This is a genomic window from Mediterraneibacter faecis, assembly GCF_055383675.1.
Map to the genome: position 1 here is coordinate 441,725 of NZ_AP043803.1, position 17,728 is coordinate 459,452.

The window sequence follows — 17,728 nt, forward strand, 5'->3', positions numbered from 1 at the left end:
ATGACGACCAGAGTTGCATATTGCAATATGCGGCATTATAAGAGCAAAAACATACTGATTGGAATTGCCATTATCCTGACAACATTACTGCTGTTCGTAATCCCATCAATCGGAAAAGATATGGTGGAAGTGAACTTTGCGGTAATCAATAAGATTTATCCAACATGGCATGCCCTTTATCGGAACGTGGACGAGAGTACAGTTATGAAACTGGCGGCACATCATGATGTGAAAACTTACGGACTCCGCAGCGATGCGGGGTACATGAATCTGGAAGATGCGACGGTTTCCATGATGTATATGGACAGAACAGGGATGGAACTTTATAAAGTGAAGCTGAAAGAGGGGCAACTTCCGCAGAAAGAAAATGATATTGTGGTTTCAAAAGGAATACTGGAAGCATTAGGACAGAATGGGAAAATCGGTGACACTATCACAGTACCTTATCAGATTCTGAAAGATGACGGACTGGATTATACGAAGGAGAAAGACTTTCGAATCTGTGGTTTTTTAGCAGATAATGAGAGCAGCAAAGAACAAAAACAATATACATCATTGGTTTCAGAGGCCTTTCTGAAAGCGGAGATACCGGTAGAACAGGTGAAATATCGGTTTTTACTTCAGGTGAATGGACAGAAAGGAAATACGACTGCAGATTATACAGAGACGATACAGAATATTGCCAGACAGTTCGGGATTTCCGAGGATGACATGAATATTAATAAAGAGTATCTTGCAGCAAATTATGTGGATCCGGCTACAATTCCGGTGATTGTAGGAATCATGCTTATTGTTGTATTGGCGGGCATTATCACAATTTATAGTGTTTATTATGTATCTATGAACCAGAGGGTTCGGGAATTTGGAAAGTTAAAGGCAATCGGGGCTACGAAACGGCAGCTTAGACAAATCGTACTAAGAGAGGGAATGGGAGTGGCGTTGTTTGCCATTCCGATAGGACTTTTGATCGGAACAGTTGCTGTGAAAGTTGTACTTCTCCAGTTTGTAGAACATGCAAAGGATTCAAACGTACTTATAACAGAGGCATACAAGGTTGTAGCTAAAGGAGAAGTCCAACTTTATTATTGGTGGATTTATCTGTTGGCAATTGCAGTGACTCTGTGTACAGTGTATCTGTCACTGATGAAGCCTATGCGTATGGCGGCGAAGGTATCAGAAATAGAAGCTATGCGTTACCAGGGAGGCAGTAAGCGACAGAAAAGCAGCAGGAAGGGATATCAATTTCTGAATATCGGACGACTGACCAAGAGAAATCTTGCAGAGAATAAAAAGAAGAGTACTATCACGATTGTATCTATGGCCGTTACCGGAATATTTGTCATGATGGTAGCAACGGTGCTGTCTTGTGCAAATCCGATGGAAAGTGCAAAGAGTTCGATTGTGGGGCAATATGAGATTTCTCCAATTGTGGAATCCGGGAATAAAGAGCATCCTGAATATGAATGGGCGGAGGTTCAAAAGAATAATCCATTAAATGAAGGACTAAAGCAGCAGATAGAGGAGCTTGACGGTGTTGAGCGGGTAGATGTGTTTACCGCGTTGAAGGTATCAGGAGGACCTTTTGAAGAAAAAATTGGAACCGAATTTATCAATGGAGTGCCGGAAGAATACGCAGAAGAGCTGAAAAAAGGAATCACTGAAGGCAATGTCACATACGAGGAATTGAAATCCGGGGATAAAGTGATTCTGGACCGCGCGCTACTTCACTGGTATCCAGATATTAAAGTGGGAGATAAGCTGAAACTCAATATTCATGATGGAGATAATACCTTTCAAAAAGAGATTGAAGTGGCAGCAATTGGTGAATATGGAACAGGTCTGACAAACTATAACTGTCTTATCATGGCAAAAGAAGGGGCAGAGAAACTTACCATAAATAATTCTTCCAGCTATTTTCAGGTGATTGCAGATAAGGATTATGATGAGGCACTGGAAGCATCTCTACAGGCTATTGTGGATGGATCAGGCAGACTGCAGATGCGTACCTGGAAGAATGAGTACGATACATGGGAAAATGCCATACAGATGACTAGAGGTGCATGTTATGCATTTATCATCATTCTGGCAGCAATCAGCATTATGAACTTGATTAACACAATGATCAATAGTGTCCATGTGCGAAAAAAGGAGCTTGGCATGATGCAGGCAATCGGAATGTCGGACCGTCAGTTGATGAAGATGCTCCAGTTGGAAGGTATATTCTATACAGTAGGCACTCTTATTATCAGTATCGGAGTGGGAAGTCTTGCAGGATATCCGTTGTTTTTATATGCAAAGCGTACAGGAATGTTTGATATCAGCACATACCATTATCCGGTAACAGCAGCTATTATTATAATTTTAACATTGTTTGTGATACAGATGTTATTGGCAATATTCATTGCAAAGTCAGTAAGGAAAGATTCATTGATAGAGAGAATTCGTTTCAGTGAGTAAGAATATAAATTTCTGATGTTTAATGCAGATACTAATCAATGTCATAATAAAAAGGGGGACTTGATTTCTCAAATCCCCCAGTGTATAATGAACTCAAGAAAGGTATTCAGATGCAAAATCTGATGCCCTCAGTTAAATTTTATATTCTATGTATAAGTCATAGCATCCAAAACTTTCCTAGGGTCGTGGATGCTATTTCTTATTATGTCGATCTATATAAGTCAAAGCCGCAAAAATTACCAATAGTAAAGTCAATACTTCCATTGTATTCATGGGCATCACCCTCCTTGGATACTAGAGGGCAAAATCGAAATGCATCCGTCTTTCCGGTTCAGTAATACCGAATCAGTATAACACGTTACCGTTTTCAGTACAATAAGGTAATGGTCTGAAAAATACTTTATTCTGTCACCTTATGTAGCTGTATCGTGAGTATTTGCTGGACTAATTGGTGCTGTATATGAAAAAAAGCTATTTAAAAATAAGGTGGAAGCCTTATATGGTCTGCTTGATGATGCGGGTGATGATGCCGAGGGCAACATTACGCTCTTCATCAATATGCGTCACCACAAAGGATACCTGATCCTTTTTCCCGACTGTCCGGCTGTCATAGCAGGAGTGGGCAATGGCATTGACACCGATGGAGAGCCGGACAAAGACGGTGCCTTTATGGATGTCTTCCACAGTTCCGGCGTATTTTCCCTGAATCTTACATTTTTTCATGTTTTCCTTGCTGGTGTTGCCTTCCACACTTTTGACATCTGCGTGGACAATGACCTGCTCCGGTGAGTCTGCCCGCACATCCAGGATGCGTACCAGGATGTGATCGCCTACCTGGAAGCGTTCTCTGGCATCACCCATCCAGTCGAAGGACAGGTCTCTGGCAAGAATGGAGGTTTCCACACCGAAAATTTCTGCCCGGACTACCTTTTCCGCAACAGCAATGACTCTTGCCTGCACGATACGGTCTTCATAAACTTTCGGCATTCCGGAAGCATCTTTATCCAGATAGAAGATCTGGCGTTTCTTCAGCATCGCTTCTTTCCGGCTGGCGACAATGCTGCGTGTCTTCGGATCTAATCCCTTAATCAGAAAATCAATCTCACATCCAAGCATATTGTTGAGGATTTTGTTCTGCCGCAGAGCAAGCTCCCCATAATCGTGTGCTTCATCCTGCATGAGATGGATCATCATCTCAGTTACTGGGATGACAGTACGGAAATCCTTGTAGTAAACCACGGCAATGAGGCTGCCGTTTTCTGTTTTCTCGATACCGCCAAGCATTCCGGTTAAGATCCGGCGGGTACGGTAGGCATTCTGGATCTCATGCCAGGTAAGGTCTGAAATGGACTGGGCTGTTTCCAGCTTCGCATCGGAATCCAGAGTTAAAATAGGTGTGTTGGTTGTTTCGTTTGGCATCATAGTGTCTCCTTTCAAATTATGACATGATAGAATCTTTATCTAAAGGAACCATGTCTGTGTGATCCGAATAGTTATCTGCTGAGAAGTCATCCGGGAAATCGTGATAGCCAGGTTCCTGATAAACGCTTTGCTGGTCAAAGTGCGGTTCAGCTTTTTTCTTTTTCTGCTTTCCATAAGAAGCGGTTTTTTTCGGGTGGGAAGCAGGAATAGTTGGAGTGTACGTATATTCTTCACTACATGCTCCTTTTCTCCATTCCGGAATATGTTCGGAAGCCTTCCGGGGAATGAGTTTTTGGGCATCCGGGTGCAGGGTGTAATCGTATTTTTCTACCTGCAGTACCTTCTGACCACGCAGGATAATCAGTGCAGTATCCAGCGGGAGCCGCAGGATCTCATCCGGAGTTAAGAGCTTTCGTTTCCCGATGGATCTGGTCTGGCGGTATTCCGGTGTATAATCGGATACCCTCCAGCTATTTAATTGTTTGGCTTCGCTGCTGACACCAACGGTCACATCACCGGAGCGGTTAGAGATAAATGTAGCAGTTACCTCATCCGTACAGCCTAAAAATAGCTGAGTGTCGCAGTTCCCGATGATTTCCTGCCATTGGTTTAAGGGATACCGGTTCTGCATCTGAGGCAGGTTTTGGAAAATGCAGGAAATACTGAGGTTTCGACTTCGGATCACGGAAATCTTTTTGTTGAGCGATAGGATTGCTCCCGTATTCGCCAGCTCATCAGCCAGGATATGTACCGGAACCGGCAGTTTTCCATCTTCCCCATAGGTGTCTGCATAACGGACCAGTTTGATAAATACGAAGGTCATAAACAGGGAAGAAAGAAAATCAAAAGTGCTGTCTTGATCCGAAGTGATGCAGAAGTATGCACATTTTTCTTTTCCCGGCAGCGTCAGGTTGATCTCATCATAGGAAGTGATCTGGCGGATCAGCTTGTTCTGGAATACCTGAAGTCTGGAACCGAGTCCGATGATGACGCCGGAACGTACCGTGTCACTTGCCTGCTTATAGATGCAGTAGGGGACTTTTGCCGGATGGGAGACCGGAAGCAGGTCAAAGAGGCTGTTCAGTTCTTTTTCCGAACTCATGGTCAGGAGTTTGTATACCTGTCCGATATTCTTTGCCTCCGGTGGGAATCCCTGATCCACATAGAGAATCAGAGCTTTTAATAAGTTCATCTCGGCATTGTCCCAGAAGTGATCGCCTTTGGCAGAACCGGTATTCTGGATGATGACATCAGCAAATACCTGTGCCATGGTTTCCTGTCCGCCAATTTCACCCAGACAATTCCAACTATCCGAGTTTTCCGGGTTTACAAGATTAAAGGATTTCACGATATATCCGGCATTCTCAAGGTAAGTGGCTGTACTTTCGTACAATTCCGATTTTGGATCGGTGATGATGAGGCTTTCCCCGCGGGCAACACACTGGAAGATCATGTTGCGTGCAAAGGCCCGGCTTTTCATGGAACCGCTGGCACCGTAAACGGCAATATTCCGGTTCATGCGGGTATCCTTCGGGAGACAAACGGCTTTTCCGTTCAGTTTTCCAAGAATGGTTCCCTTGTGTTTCTTGACATCATTCGTAAGCTCCAGTACCTGATGCATTTCCTCCAAAGTCATAAAACCGGAAGTCCCATAGGTTCCCTTTGTGGAATAATTCAGGTTCCGGCCCCGGTCTGTTATTTCCCCGTTTCGGTCAAATCCCATACGCATGAGAAGGAAGGTCAGGAGTCCAAAAGCTGCCAGACATAGAAAAATCCCATACAGATTGTACGGGAAAGCAGTCAGGGCATCCAGACAGGCGAGCGGGTGCGGGGAGGGGATCTGCGGGGCAGTTCCGTTTCCGGCAAAATTGCCGGCAGATTCCCAGGTCTGATAGTTGCGGATAAATTGAGCAACATAGCCTCCTGCATAGAGGGTGCAGAAGGTGATCGGAAGCATATAAATGAGCTTCCACCATTTACGGTTCATGTAAAAACCCCCTTTTGAATTTGCAAAGGTCAATACTGGAGAAATGGATTGTGGCAGTTAAGTATTTTTTCAGGACCGGAATCTGAAAATCGAAACAGATCAGGTTCCCGGATCTGCCGTATACATTTAAGCCGGTATTGAACCGGTTGATTCGCTGCATGTCAAAATCATAAGCAAGAAGGATGGGGTTCCCGGAAGCATCCGTGGCATCATGTTCCAGTGGAATTGAATCGCTGCGGCAGCCCAGATCGGACAGCAGGAGGTTGTCCAGCTTTTCCATGATCTCAGGGTGAACCAGCAGTTTTAAAAGCACTTCCCCTTCCGGAGTATTGGGAAGGTAATGGAAATGCTCGAAGGAGGTGTCCAGCATAAACAGGCTCTTTTTGTAGCCTCCGGTACTGGTAAACAGCCGGAAAGCCATTTCCATGTCGGTTCCGGTCATGATTGCCCGGATCTGTGGATGTCCGTTGTAAGGGTAGCCTTGCAGGTAATGCTGCAGGAAGGCGTTTAAGCGGACTTCCGTTCGATATTCCCATTTCAGGACTCCGTTTCCCGTGTTATAAAGGACATAGACACATTGCGGTGCCATCAGGATGCCCATGCTGCGGGAGTTCCTAATCTTCGTGGTCTCCGGGCCCAATTCCTTAATTTCTCTGGAAGCGTAAAAAAGAGGAAGGCTTCGCATACCGATGGAACCAGCTTCGCGGTGATTACAGAAGATGTCAGGTTTTACATCCGGATAAAAGGGAATCCCGGCATGAAGGAGTGTCAGATACGTTTCGGCTTTCTGATGTAAGCGGATACGTCGGGATACTTCACTTCGGATGAGGTTCGTCTCGGTATTGCCGGTCAGATAGCACTGGAAGCGTAGCGGCGAGACAGATAACAGCATCTCTTTCGCAGCTTTTGTAAGACGGTAGCCTCTGAGAGCATCCCGGTAGTGGGTACGGATGAGGTGTTCCGCCTTCAAATCCGTAATGAGTTTTTCCGCATAGGAGGCACTTGGGATGAGTCTGTTTAGCTGGTCTGCGGGAAATTCCCCGCACATCCCTATCATTTCCAGTAAGCGGTATTTCGTAGTGTCAGGTCTTATCAAATAAGCATCACCTCAATTCAGTTCTTACCCATGCAAGCCTATACTTGGGTAAATCTCCGGTGGTTTGGAGATAAAAAAAGCAAGAAAACAAAGTTCCCTGCGGTGGTTCTTACCGATGTCGGATTTCTGCCTGAGAAGTCAGGAGATTTTCCGACATGCTTTCGTGATGATTTTTCTGGTTCTGCAGCCATTTCGGAAAGTCAGCTTTTTCCATAACCGATACCAGTGTACAGTCCTTTAAGCCAAGCTGTGTCGTGTAGTAGGAATCACAGAAAAAGCCGCTGTCATCTGTCAGAACATAAGTACAAAGTGTATCCAGAATCTGTTTAAACTCCAGATTGTCATAATCCCGGATACGTCTTTGAGGAAGTTCCCTGTCATATATTTGACTGAAACATATCACGCAGTCACGATAGAGGGGCAGGGCATTTTGTTTTACATACTCCCGAAGCATATAATTAAGCGGTTCATGGAGAAATGCAGTGTTTGTGTGGACTCTTCGTTTCGGAAGCAGTCCGGGAAGCGTAATGGTGAGAATCCCCTGCTGTTCTGCAATCCGCATTCCCTGTGCATCTGCCGCTTTGGGAAGATAAGCTGCTTGATTTGGGGAGAGAGCCGGACAGACAAGGTTACGCATCTGGCAGGCAATCCGCTCCGCCCGAAGAGCAGCACTGACGCTCAGTTCCTCAAAATTTTTATCATAATTCTGGATATCAGTGACCTTCAGAGCGTAAACGGTATTCGTCAGTTTTTGCAGCTCCCCTTCCAGTTTTTCAAGCCGCTGGTAAATGGTTGGTGTATTTTGCGTCATAATAACCTACTTTCTCATGTAGTAACTGACAGCACCGGATTCATTTACAAGGCAGTAAGCGGCTACATCATCAATGGTGATTTTGGCAGCCTGGCTTTCGGATTCTAAGACAATCAGGCGTTTGGAACCATGTGATGGGATACTTTCCATCACATGATTGATCAGAGCCTCCTGTTCTTCACCGATATAGATGATTTCGTATTGTTCATCTTGCGAAAAGAAATTGAGCTTGATTGGAAATTCGCCACTGGTGTGGTATACAACACCTTTCTTAAAATCCAGCAGTACCCAGAAGCATGTAATTATAGCATAGTCAGGATTCTCAGCAGACTGCTGGCTGTCACAAAGAAGGTCATGCTCTTTATCGTAAATGATGCGCCCTTGTTTGATGAGGCTGGTAATCAATGACTTGATAGACTGCTCATGTCGGGAGAAAAGTTGTAAAACCTGGTCATACCTCAGAGTATGGTAAGTGGTAATGAACCGTAAGAGCTTGGCTCCCTCTCCTTGATAGATTTCGTTCCTTGTTTTCATGATTGACTCCCTTCTATATATAATAGGAAACTTTATACATATGGCTGTACGTACAGGATACGTTTGGTATTGTAAGTATAGTGTACGTACAAAGTACATAGAACCTGCTGTCAGCGATTGAATTTACAGGTACAAAAAAAGCACCATCTATGGGTGCTGGAAATAAGGAAAACTATAAGCAATACCTATTGTAGCATGGGTAATTTTACGCTTCAATCGCAGAAGCAGGTCATTTCTGTGCCATTTTCACTGGTTGGCATAAAAAAAGCAGGAAACCATTTTGATTCCCTGCATGGTGTATTGTTGTGCTTTTGTGTAGTTCTAATGATTACTTGTCTTTATAAAATGCTTCGAAAGCTTGTGCGAAGAATTCGGCTGTACCATTGCCGTATTTTTCATCTATCATAGGTTTGATTTTTTCATTACGGTAATATTGAGCCTGTGCAACCATCAGACCGTGTTCTTTCTTTATCTGTGAAAGTTGTTTCATAAGAAAACCGTATTCGGAAACAAGTTCTCTTACTTCAGAAGAATCTGGTGAACATACTTTTTTAGCTGCTAATTTGTATAAAAGATTGTCAAATTGTTGGTTGTAACTTTCTGCAGCCTCTTTGCTAATAGGATTGTTGGCAACAGACAGGAATTGCTCTTTTCCTCCATACCACTCAACAACTTTAGCATAGCCTTTCTGCATTTCTTCTGATGAAACTGTCTTAATATAATGCTTTTTCCATTCTTCAATGCTTCCAAACTCTTTTACAGCAAGTTCTTTCATATTGTCAGGCATATGTTCAAACATAGTTTGGAACATTTCTTCAACTTCCGTTTTACTAAAAATCGCAAAATCCATTTTATTCTCTCCTTTCAGGATATCATCAATGCTGGCAATCAGATGTTCCATACGTTCTTTCTTTGCTACCAACATTTTTCTCTGCATTTGCAAGATCTGGTTCCTTTCAAGAGCAGGATTCTCCAGAACAGCTTTGATTTCTTTCAAAGGAATGTCAAACTCACGGAAAAACAGAATCTGCTGTAATATTTCCAATGCCCTATCGTCATAAAGCCGGTATCCCGCATCACTTTTTTGTGTTGGTTTTAAAAGCCCGATTTCATCGTAATAGTGAAGCGTGCGAACGCTGATACCTGTAAGTTCTGATATTTCTTTGACTGTCCTCATAGTTGCTGACCTCCTGTTCCTGATAAGATAACTGTACGCTATGACGTTCCGTGAGAGTCAATATATATTTTGCATTTTTTAGTATAACATTTTTATGATATTACGAAAAGCCGAGGAGATAGGCGATATGTATTACTCTGGAAAGAACTTGTTGAGCGTATCCAATGTCTCTTTTGCAGTAAATCCCCAAAGGATGGTACTGAGTGCTTCAATCGCAGCCCTGCGTTTCCGGTAATAGGTGCGGTAGGAAATATTGGTGATGTGGTGAGCCAGCTTATCCAATATCTCATCTGTATTTTTCATTTCCTGTGGAGAGAGAAAAGCGTAGTAGAGAATCCAGTAATACTGTTCCCCATGCTTGTGATTGTTCCGGAGGAGATCGATGGATGATTCCAAAAGCTTCAGCATCTGGTTGCTTCTGGCAATACTTTTTGCCCGTTGTTCGATGTCGCTTCCGGTAAGATCAGCCCCGGCAGCATAGATGGAGTCCAGAAATTTGTCGATGTCATTGTCGTATTGGAGCTTAAACTGGTGCTCCATCTGGTGTACGACTACCTTCAGGCTGTAGGTTGCATCCCGGTATCTGCGTAAAAACTGATAGGTGTCGTGAAAACGTGGATCTTCTTCGGGTGAAGGAAATCCCTGTGTATTGCGGTTTGCCATGTCTATTCCCCCCCTTTCAGTGCAGAAGGCTCTGCCACGGCAGGCATCTTTTGGGCAGACTCATCCCCTGGACTTACGGACAACTCAAACCGATAAGCGGCATTTCCGTAGGGACAGATAATATTTAGAGTAAATGTATTAAATATATCTTTGCAGGCTGATAATGGAGATAATATATAGCGGGTTTTGGAGCAGTGGCAACATGGAATCCCTTGTGAATCCAATAGTTCTGCGACTTTTTGCACGATAAATTTCATGTGTGAATCTGGAACGCAGGAATCATTTTTTGTAACGGTGATTTGTGAGTCTGTGACAGTTTCTGAAACGCTAACAGAAGCAGAATCCTCAATAGTGATTTCTTCAGGTACATGGATTGGTAATTGCATCTTCATAGCGATCTCCTCCTTGTCAATCATAACGTCGCTGATATTAAACATCACGGACAGGTAATTGTTGAGATAAATTACGCTTCCGTGTTTTCCTGTAAATGAGATAAGTGTAATGTATTCTTTTTCCTCCAGTTTCTTCAAGAGTCGTGATACCGATGCCTTTGACAGACTCCACCTTTCACCCAGTTCATTAAAGCTGGTAAGGGGATTTCCGGTATTATCCCGGTAATAGACAATGGGACCGGAATCAGATCCCAGGACAGAGGAATCGTTGTAAACTGCATGAATCCACAGATCCAGAATAACATCCATTTCCGAGCATTTTCCAATGCCAATTAGTTCGTGAACTTTGGCAATCGGGAAAAAGAAAAACCCTGTATCTTTTTTACAGGGATAGTTGTATTCCAATACGGTATTGTCTTTGGGCCAGTCTGATATTTTGAATTTGACCAGGCGGTTTTTGCCGAGAAGAGAGTAGGTAATGTAATTCTGCTCTTCAAAAAATCGAAGGATGGACAACGCTTGATGTTGGAAACGGCAGCGAAACCATTCCTGAAGATCTGTGACTGTGCAGATCCACTCTCCTGGACCAATGGTATAGGTAATGTGTTCCATCCGGCGGTAGGATGTGCGGTAATTTGCATAGGAGCATAATACCAGATAATAAAAAAGAAAAGAGCCCCCGGTAGTTCGGATGCTCTTGGTAGTGATTAAAGTTTGTATGAAGTCACGGTAAATGCGACAGCGTGGAAATTCCACGATTTGTTTGAGTTCTAATTTGTAATTCATGGTGATCTTCCTTTCAAAGTATATTTAATTGTAATCGGACTTTTCATAGTGTTGGTATCAAGAAGAAGCCGATGGAAGTATAGCAAGTAGTCGTGTCACTCATTGCATTTTTATTGCATTTTTAAAATTTAGATTATGTGGCTATGTTGCTCTTAACTGGTTAAAAAGCCTTTAAAATCGTCTATATGCGTTAATACTCCGTACTGTCTGTCTGGAGTTTGAATAAATCGAGTTGCTTAAAAAAGCCAGTGTTTATGCGGGTTTCAGCGATTTCGATTAGTCTTTTGATAACAAATTGATAACAGTCATAGCAAGTGCCATTATTCTTGTTATCCAGTGGTTTATGGGTAACGGAACAATTAACAGGTGGCTTGCAGACTAAAGTTCGGAGCTTGGCTCTGAACAAATTCCATATTATAAACTAAGCCCTTAGCTGTGGTTAATAACCATAGTTAAGGGCTTTTTTGTCGTTGCCAAAGCATCTGTAGGGAGCTGCCAGTGGCAGGTCCTGTAGGTGCTTATTTATCTTTCAAGTGGTCTTTGAATGCTTCCACGAGAGCGTCACTTAATTCCTGTGATGGAACTTTTGCCCAACGCTGTGTGGTGTCGAACTCTGGATAATGGTAACGCCAGTTATCGTATTCTTCTCTGTTGATTTCTTCGGAAGATAGCTTGTCTGCCTGTTCTTTCCAAGCATACAGCATTTTGAGGAGTTCATATGCTTCTCTGCCTTTGTCCTTGTTGACCTTTAAGCATACCTCTCCGTCTGCTTCACTGACAGTAAGACCGTAAATATCTTCAAGGGTAAACAGAGTGTGCATAAGACCGATATAGCTGTCTATGTCAGGAACATCAAGAGCCTGTGGAGAAACATCAAGCACCTGTGCCAATGCATTTGTAAGGTCTGCTTTCGGTTTGCGTGTACCAGTTTCGTACTGTGCCAAACGCACATCAGCACTCTTTTCTGGAAAACCGATTGCTGTACCGAGATACTTTTGTGTCATACCACGCATTAGTCTGAAAAAATGTATTCTTTCGCTGATAGCCATAATGATACGCTCCTTTTATATTTAGTGAAATAAGTATAGCAGAAATGTTTAGTGGAAGTCAAGAAAAACCGAAACAAAAATGTTTAATATTTTCTTTGCAACCACTTGACAATAGCAAATATGTTTAGTAAAATAAATTACGAATTAAACAAATATGCTTAATGCGACAACTGAATGACCGTCCGAAAAGCCAAACCGCCAAGACCTCGTCGGAGCAAGTTCCGTATCGTTCGCTTGTGTGCAAGCACAAAAGCTCATTCGCTGCACTGCTCCTCCTCTTCCCCAAAAGTCTCCGACTTTTCGGGAACCCCTATACGAGCGAGCGCCTGATGTACTGCGGTGCATTGGGACAGCACAGCGCCTGCCGACAAGCAGGAGTGCCTGTTGGAACTTTAACACGGAGAAAGCGGCAAGCAAAAAATTATTTTAAGAAAGGAAGAAAAAGGATATGGAAAACAGATTTATCCGAGCCGAAGATGTGGCTCAGGAACTAAACGTATCAAAACCTTATGCATATAAACTCATCAGACAATTAAATGAGGAATTGAAAGCAAAGGGCTTTATTACGATTGCAGGGCGTGTAAATCGCCAGTATTTTTACGAAAGGCTCTACGGAGCAGGAAAGGGGGAAATGTAAATGCCGGTATTTAAGAATGAAGATAACGGTACTTGGTATGTGATGGCAAGGTATGTGAACTGGAAAGGGGAACGCAAGCAGAAATGCAAGCGTGGCTTTGCTACCAAACGAGAAGCACAGGAATGGGAAAGAATGTTCAAATTGCAGACTTCTTCAGACCTTGATATGAGTTTTGAAGCCTTTACGGAGCTTTATATCAATGATGTGAAGAACCGTTTGAAGGAAAACACGTGGCTTACCAAAGAGCATATCATACGCACAAAGATACTTCCGTATTTCGGGAAACTGAAAATCAGCGAGATTTCCACAAAGGAGATTATTACTTGGCAGAATGAAATGCTTGCCTATCGTGATGAGAAGAAAAAGCCTTATTCACAGACGTATCTGAAAACGCTGCACAATCAGTTGTCCGCCATTTTCAATCACGCTGTCCGCTACTATGAACTGCGTTCCAATCCTGCGGCAAAGGTGGGAAATATGGGACGTGAGGAACACAAGGAAATGCTGTTCTGGACAAAGGAAGAATACAAGAAATTCTCTTTTGAGATGATGGACAAGCCTGTTTCCTTTTATGCGTTTGAAATGCTTTACTGGTGCGGTATCCGAGAGGGCGAGCTGTTAGCTTTGACTCCGGCAGATTTCAACTTTGATAAGGAAACAGTCACAATCAATAAATCCTATCAGCGTTTGAAAGGGCAGGATGTGATTACTTCTCCGAAAACGAAAAAGAGCAACCGCACGATTAAAATGCCGAAGTTTCTGTGTGAGGAAATGAAAGAATATCTCGGTATGCTTTACGGATTGAAGAAGAAAGACCGTATCTTTACGGTGACGAAAAGCTATCTTCATCACGAGATGGACAGAGGGGCAAAGGCGGCAGGCGTGAAGCGTATCCGCATTCACGATCTCCGTCACAGCCACATTTCACTCTTGATTGATATGGGCTTTTCTGCGGTGGCGATTGCTGACCGAGTTGGTCACGAAAGTATTGATATTACTTATCAGTACGCACACCTCTTTCCGTCAAAGCAGATTGAGATGGCAGAAAAATTAGATGATTTAGGGAAAGGAGATTTTGAAAATGTCAGCTAAGAACAGAGATAACAAAAATCGTTGGAGGAATATCACAGTAGGGTTTCGAGTATCGCCCGAAGAAAACGAACTCATTAACAGAGCTGTAGCTCTATCAGGATTGCCAAAACAGGAGTATTGTTACCGCCGTTGCTTAAATCAGGATGTGGTGGTACAGGGCAATCCGAGAGTGTATAAGGCGTTGAAAACGGAATTTGCCACAGTCCTTGCGGAACTGAAAAGGATTGAAGCAGGAAAAGGTGTGGATGATGAACTGCTGAGTGTAATAGAACTGATTTCCATTATTCTCGGCGGTTTGAAAGGAGAGGATGCGAATGGAGAATAAAAAAGAAATGACTATTCCAAATGTATCTGCGGCAACAGATGCGGAACAGTCACTTTCCAAATGTACTGACAATAGTATAGTCAATCAGGATACGGATTTCAAGGGGTACGAGCAATCTTTTGAAGAAATGCAAAGGGAAATACTCAGACAGTTAGACCCTTCCTATCTGAAAACAGTATCAATGACAACGCTGTATGATACGGTGTTTGAGGTTCAGACACCACTTATCGACGGTCTGCTCCAAAGGGGAACTTACCTTTTCGTAGGTTCCCCGAAAGTGGGAAAGAGCTTTATGATGGCACAGCTTGCCTATCATATCAGCACAGGCACACCGCTTTGGGAGTATAAGGTGCGTAAGGCAACGGTGCTTTATTTTGCCCTTGAAGATGATTACCCACGTTTGCAGAAGCGATTGTTTCAGATGTTCGGTGCAAAGGAGACAGGCAATCTGTATTTCGCAACGGAATGTAAAACGGTCAATGGCGGACTGGAAGAACAGATAAGAGGGTTTATGAGGGAACACCCAGACACAGGCTTGATTATCATAGACACCTTAAAGCGTGTGCGTGAAGCAGGCGGAGCAGATTACAGCTACGCAAGTGATTATGATGTTGTGGCAAGGCTGAAAGCGTTGGCAGACAGTTACAAGGTTTCAATGCTTATTGTTCATCATACACGCAAACAAAAATCGGAAGATATATTCGATATGATTTCAGGCACGAATGGTCTGATGGGTGCGGCAGACGGTGCATTTGTTCTCAGTAAGGACAAGCGTACTTCCAACAATGCCACACTTGATGTTGCTGGCAGAGACCAGCAGGATATGAAAATCCATCTTGTAAGGGACAGCGAGCGATTGGTGTGGAACTTTGCAAAATCGGAAACGGAGATGTGGAAAGAACCGCCCGAACCTCTGCTTGAGAAGATAGCGGATACGCTCTTTTCGGAAAGTGACAGATGGGAAGGAACTGCTTCGGAACTTTGCGAAAGGCTTGCGGTGGATATAAAGCCGAATGTACTTTCTTTAAGGCTCAGTATCAACGCAAGCAGGCTGTTTCGTGATTACGGTATCCGTTATCAGAACAGCCGCACACACGACGGAAGAAAGGTTTCACTTTGGAAAGAAACCGAGCAGACGGCGTGACAAACGGTGTCAAAGGTGTCAATGTTTTTGAGAGCAGCACGCTGTGAAAAACATTGTCACCATCGTCACACTTTGACACCGGATAAAGTTTAGGGGAGTGTGCAGAGAGTGCCTTTTCAAAGGCGGCTCTTTGGTCTCGCCTGCTGGCTCGGTCGGTTCGCAGGCGTGTGTGCCACCGGCACACGCTCACCCCTCGGAGAGCCTTCGGAGAACGCAAAACCTGTTTACAGGTCGCATTTTTGATGGGTGTACCCGTCAAAAGTGCTTTTGCGTTACTTTTGACAAAAGTAACAAAACCTGAGAATGTTGAAATTTACAGATGGGAGATGAAAAAATGCAGAGAACGATAAGTGCAATGGTCGGTAAAGGCTCGGTCAATCACAATAGCCGAAAGTTCCGAGCAGAAAATGTAGACGGAACTCGTACTCATCTCAATATCGACTACTGCAATGAAAATATAAAGACAGTTTATCACGAATTGTTTGATGAAGCATTGGAAAGATACAATGCCAAGCAGATAAGGTCAGACCGAAAGATAAAAGATTATTATGAAAAAATCCGAAGTTCCAAGCAGGAAAAACCGTTCCACGAAATCATTTTACAGGTGGGCGGTAAGGGAAATATGAACGCCGATACGGAAAACGGAGAACTGGCAAAGCAGATTTTAGATGAATACTATCAGGGTTTTCAGGAGCGAAATCCACAGCTTCGGGTGTTCTCGGCTCATCTGCATATGGATGAAGCTACACCACATCTGCACATAGATTTTGTACCTTTTACCACAGGCAGCAAGCGTGGACTTGATACAAGAGTGTCACTAAAGCAGGCTCTTGCAACGCAAGGTTTTAAGGGCGGCAGTCGTGGCGATACGGAGTGGTCGCAATGGATACAGTCCGAAAAAGAACAGCTTGCGGCGGTGATGGAACGTTATGGGATTGAGTGGGAACATTTAGGCACACACGAAAAACATCTTTCTGTTTTGGATTATAAAAAGCAGGAAAGAGAAAAAGAAGTGGCGGCATTAGGTGCGAAAATCGAGCAGAAACAGATTGAATTTGATGTGTTGTCGGAACGAGTATTGAACTATGATAAGGCAAAAGACGAGCTGTCAAATCTTGAAATAGAGCTTGATACTGCACCGAAATATCAGTTGCCAGAACCAGAGAAATTTATGACTGCAAAGGCATATAAAACCAAAATGGCAGAGCCGGTTGTAAGGAAATTGAAGCAACTTGTCAAAACGGTGCTTGCCCGCTGCTTTGAGGGGTGGGACAACTATCATAGGCTGAATACAGCGAATGCACAGTTATACCGCACCAATCAGCGTTTGGAGAAAGTCAATGAAAGATTGACCGAAGAAAACAAAATCCTAAAAGCAGAAAATAAAGATTACAGCCTGCTCCGTAAGGTTTTTGGTCGCAAACAGATAGATGATTTGTTGGAGCAGGCAAGAACAGTTAAAGGTCGCAAGCGTGATAATACACGATCACGATAGACAAAAATCACAGGAGGAAAAGGAAAATGACAAAGACAATTTTTGAAGAAATGGGCGGAACTTATAGACAGGTGGGTGATTATTTATTGCCGAACATCACAGTACCAGCCGAAGAAGAAATAGAGCCGATTGGTTTATGGGGGAAACGACATGCAAGGCATTTAAAGGAACACTATAAAGTGTTATATATGAACCTGCTGACAAGCGGAAAGCTGCATAGTTATCTTGCAGAAGTCGATAAGCAAGCAGAGGATATGTTTCTTCGACTGGTAAAGGAATATGCCGACAGACAAGATGTGACGGAACAATTAAAGAAAGATAATCCCTACGAATGGATTGGAAGAATGAATAATATTCAGGCTTGTGTGAGGGAAGTTGTAGGAACGGAGTTGATTTACACATAAGCGTTTTACGGTATGGTGCTCCTGCGTTTGCTGGAGTGCTGTGGTTGTGGTTGTAAAGAGGTTGTGAAAGATTGAATTTCGTAATGGTTGGATGTATAATTAGGAAGTGAAAATTTTAATTTGCACTTCCATAAGGTGAAATGTATTGACACAAAAAATACAGTATGATAGTATTGCCATTAGAAGAAAGAAAGGCACATTTTGTGTAAGGTGAGGAAATGATTAATAGATAATTTGATTTAAGTAAGACACATATA

At 43.2% G+C, this 17,728-nt stretch carries 16 protein-coding genes; 7 read left to right on the forward strand and 9 right to left on the reverse strand.

Annotated elements, in window-relative coordinates; genetic code table 11:
- Positions 1–2,457 carry an ABC transporter permease gene (locus ACZ47Z_RS02130; RefSeq protein WP_227338367.1) on the forward strand — a complete coding sequence of 819 codons (2,457 nt, stop codon included), beginning with the start codon at positions 1–3 and terminating at the stop codon, positions 2,455–2,457.
- Between the two features lie 495 nt (positions 2,458–2,952).
- Here the strand turns inward: ACZ47Z_RS02130 and ACZ47Z_RS02135 are convergent, their stop codons facing one another.
- The 9 genes from ACZ47Z_RS02135 to ACZ47Z_RS02175 all read right to left on the reverse strand — a co-directional run bounded on the left by ACZ47Z_RS02135 (position 2,953) and on the right by ACZ47Z_RS02175 (position 12,374).
- On the reverse strand, positions 2,953–3,876 hold the full coding sequence (locus tag ACZ47Z_RS02135) for a S1 RNA-binding domain-containing protein (RefSeq protein WP_023921587.1): 924 nt from the start codon (positions 3,874–3,876) through the stop codon (positions 2,953–2,955).
- Between the two features lie 19 nt (positions 3,877–3,895).
- A complete protein-coding gene (locus ACZ47Z_RS02140; protein ID WP_022415647.1) occupies positions 3,896–5,866 on the reverse strand; it encodes a VirD4-like conjugal transfer protein, CD1115 family in 1,971 nt (656 codons plus the stop codon).
- Positions 5,856–6,962: a hypothetical protein gene (locus ACZ47Z_RS02145; RefSeq protein WP_022415648.1), complete on the reverse strand. Its 1,107-nt coding sequence runs from the start codon at positions 6,960–6,962 to the stop codon at positions 5,856–5,858. Before ACZ47Z_RS02145 ends, ACZ47Z_RS02140 begins: the two co-directional genes overlap by 11 nt.
- Positions 6,963–7,071: 109 nt before the next feature.
- On the reverse strand, positions 7,072–7,773 hold the full coding sequence (locus tag ACZ47Z_RS02150; protein ID WP_005333541.1) for a DUF6100 family protein: 702 nt from the start codon (positions 7,771–7,773) through the stop codon (positions 7,072–7,074).
- Positions 7,774–7,779: 6 nt separating this feature from the next.
- Entirely contained in the window at positions 7,780–8,307 is a 528-nt protein-coding gene (locus tag ACZ47Z_RS02155) for a DUF5697 family protein (protein WP_005333543.1), read from the reverse strand.
- Between the two features lie 328 nt (positions 8,308–8,635).
- Positions 8,636–9,484 carry a MerR family transcriptional regulator gene (locus tag ACZ47Z_RS02160; protein ID WP_005333545.1) on the reverse strand — a complete coding sequence of 283 codons (849 nt, stop codon included), beginning with the start codon at positions 9,482–9,484 and terminating at the stop codon, positions 8,636–8,638.
- Between the two features lie 132 nt (positions 9,485–9,616).
- Positions 9,617–10,147, reverse strand: a complete 531-nt coding sequence (locus ACZ47Z_RS02165) for a hypothetical protein (protein WP_005333547.1) — start codon at positions 10,145–10,147, stop codon at positions 9,617–9,619.
- A 2-nt stretch (positions 10,148–10,149) separates the two neighbouring features.
- A complete protein-coding gene (locus ACZ47Z_RS02170) occupies positions 10,150–11,325 on the reverse strand; it encodes a MarR family transcriptional regulator (protein ID WP_023921589.1) in 1,176 nt (391 codons plus the stop codon).
- Between the two features lie 518 nt (positions 11,326–11,843).
- Positions 11,844–12,374, reverse strand: a complete 531-nt coding sequence (locus ACZ47Z_RS02175; protein ID WP_009247529.1) for a helix-turn-helix domain-containing protein — start codon at positions 12,372–12,374, stop codon at positions 11,844–11,846.
- Positions 12,375–12,822: 448 nt separating this feature from the next.
- Here ACZ47Z_RS02175 and ACZ47Z_RS02180 point away from each other — a divergent pair, with 448 nt between their 5' ends.
- From ACZ47Z_RS02180 to ACZ47Z_RS02205, 6 genes are all read left to right on the forward strand, one after another.
- Positions 12,823–13,011, forward strand: coding sequence for a helix-turn-helix domain-containing protein (locus ACZ47Z_RS02180; RefSeq protein ID WP_009247528.1), 189 nt, complete (start codon positions 12,823–12,825; stop codon positions 13,009–13,011).
- Positions 13,012–14,103, forward strand: a complete 1,092-nt coding sequence (locus tag ACZ47Z_RS02185) for a site-specific integrase (RefSeq protein ID WP_009247527.1) — start codon at positions 13,012–13,014, stop codon at positions 14,101–14,103.
- Positions 14,093–14,428 (forward strand): plasmid mobilization protein, encoded by a 336-nt coding sequence (locus ACZ47Z_RS02190; protein WP_009247526.1) that lies wholly within the window; start codon positions 14,093–14,095, stop codon positions 14,426–14,428. The genes ACZ47Z_RS02185 and ACZ47Z_RS02190 overlap by 11 nt, the downstream gene beginning before the upstream one ends.
- Positions 14,418–15,572, forward strand: a complete 1,155-nt coding sequence (locus ACZ47Z_RS02195; protein WP_009247525.1) for an AAA family ATPase — start codon at positions 14,418–14,420, stop codon at positions 15,570–15,572. Before ACZ47Z_RS02190 ends, ACZ47Z_RS02195 begins: the two co-directional genes overlap by 11 nt.
- A gap of 355 nt (positions 15,573–15,927) precedes the next feature.
- Positions 15,928–17,067 (forward strand): plasmid recombination protein, encoded by a 1,140-nt coding sequence (locus tag ACZ47Z_RS02200; RefSeq protein ID WP_019190307.1) that lies wholly within the window; start codon positions 15,928–15,930, stop codon positions 17,065–17,067.
- A 26-nt stretch (positions 17,068–17,093) separates the two neighbouring features.
- Positions 17,094–17,471 (forward strand): TnpV protein, encoded by a 378-nt coding sequence (locus ACZ47Z_RS02205; protein WP_009247523.1) that lies wholly within the window; start codon positions 17,094–17,096, stop codon positions 17,469–17,471.
- Positions 17,472–17,728: the final 257 nt, after the last annotated feature.

Bases quoted from the DNA above. Each gene is read 5' to 3' on its own strand.
- ACZ47Z_RS02155 (WP_005333543.1), bottom strand. From the start codon at position 8,307: ATGAAAACAAGGAACGAAATCTATCAAGGAGAGGGAGCCAAGCTCTTA.
- ACZ47Z_RS02195 (WP_009247525.1), top strand. From the start codon at position 14,418: ATGGAGAATAAAAAAGAAATGACTATTCCAAATGTATCTGCGGCAACA.
- ACZ47Z_RS02150 (WP_005333541.1), bottom strand. From the start codon at position 7,773: ATGACGCAAAATACACCAACCATTTACCAGCGGCTTGAAAAACTGGAA.
- ACZ47Z_RS02165 (WP_005333547.1), bottom strand. From the start codon at position 10,147: ATGGCAAACCGCAATACACAGGGATTTCCTTCACCCGAAGAAGATCCA.
- ACZ47Z_RS02200 (WP_019190307.1), top strand. From the start codon at position 15,928: ATGGTCGGTAAAGGCTCGGTCAATCACAATAGCCGAAAGTTCCGAGCA.
- ACZ47Z_RS02130 (WP_227338367.1), top strand. From the start codon at position 1: ATGACGACCAGAGTTGCATATTGCAATATGCGGCATTATAAGAGCAAA.
- ACZ47Z_RS02185 (WP_009247527.1), top strand. From the start codon at position 13,012: ATGCCGGTATTTAAGAATGAAGATAACGGTACTTGGTATGTGATGGCA.
- ACZ47Z_RS02175 (WP_009247529.1), bottom strand. From the start codon at position 12,374: ATGGCTATCAGCGAAAGAATACATTTTTTCAGACTAATGCGTGGTATG.
- ACZ47Z_RS02180 (WP_009247528.1), top strand. From the start codon at position 12,823: ATGGAAAACAGATTTATCCGAGCCGAAGATGTGGCTCAGGAACTAAAC.
- ACZ47Z_RS02160 (WP_005333545.1), bottom strand. From the start codon at position 9,484: ATGAGGACAGTCAAAGAAATATCAGAACTTACAGGTATCAGCGTTCGC.
- ACZ47Z_RS02140 (WP_022415647.1), bottom strand. From the start codon at position 5,866: ATGAACCGTAAATGGTGGAAGCTCATTTATATGCTTCCGATCACCTTC.
- ACZ47Z_RS02205 (WP_009247523.1), top strand. From the start codon at position 17,094: ATGACAAAGACAATTTTTGAAGAAATGGGCGGAACTTATAGACAGGTG.
- ACZ47Z_RS02170 (WP_023921589.1), bottom strand. From the start codon at position 11,325: ATGAATTACAAATTAGAACTCAAACAAATCGTGGAATTTCCACGCTGT.
- ACZ47Z_RS02135 (WP_023921587.1), bottom strand. From the start codon at position 3,876: ATGCCAAACGAAACAACCAACACACCTATTTTAACTCTGGATTCCGAT.
- ACZ47Z_RS02190 (WP_009247526.1), top strand. From the start codon at position 14,093: ATGTCAGCTAAGAACAGAGATAACAAAAATCGTTGGAGGAATATCACA.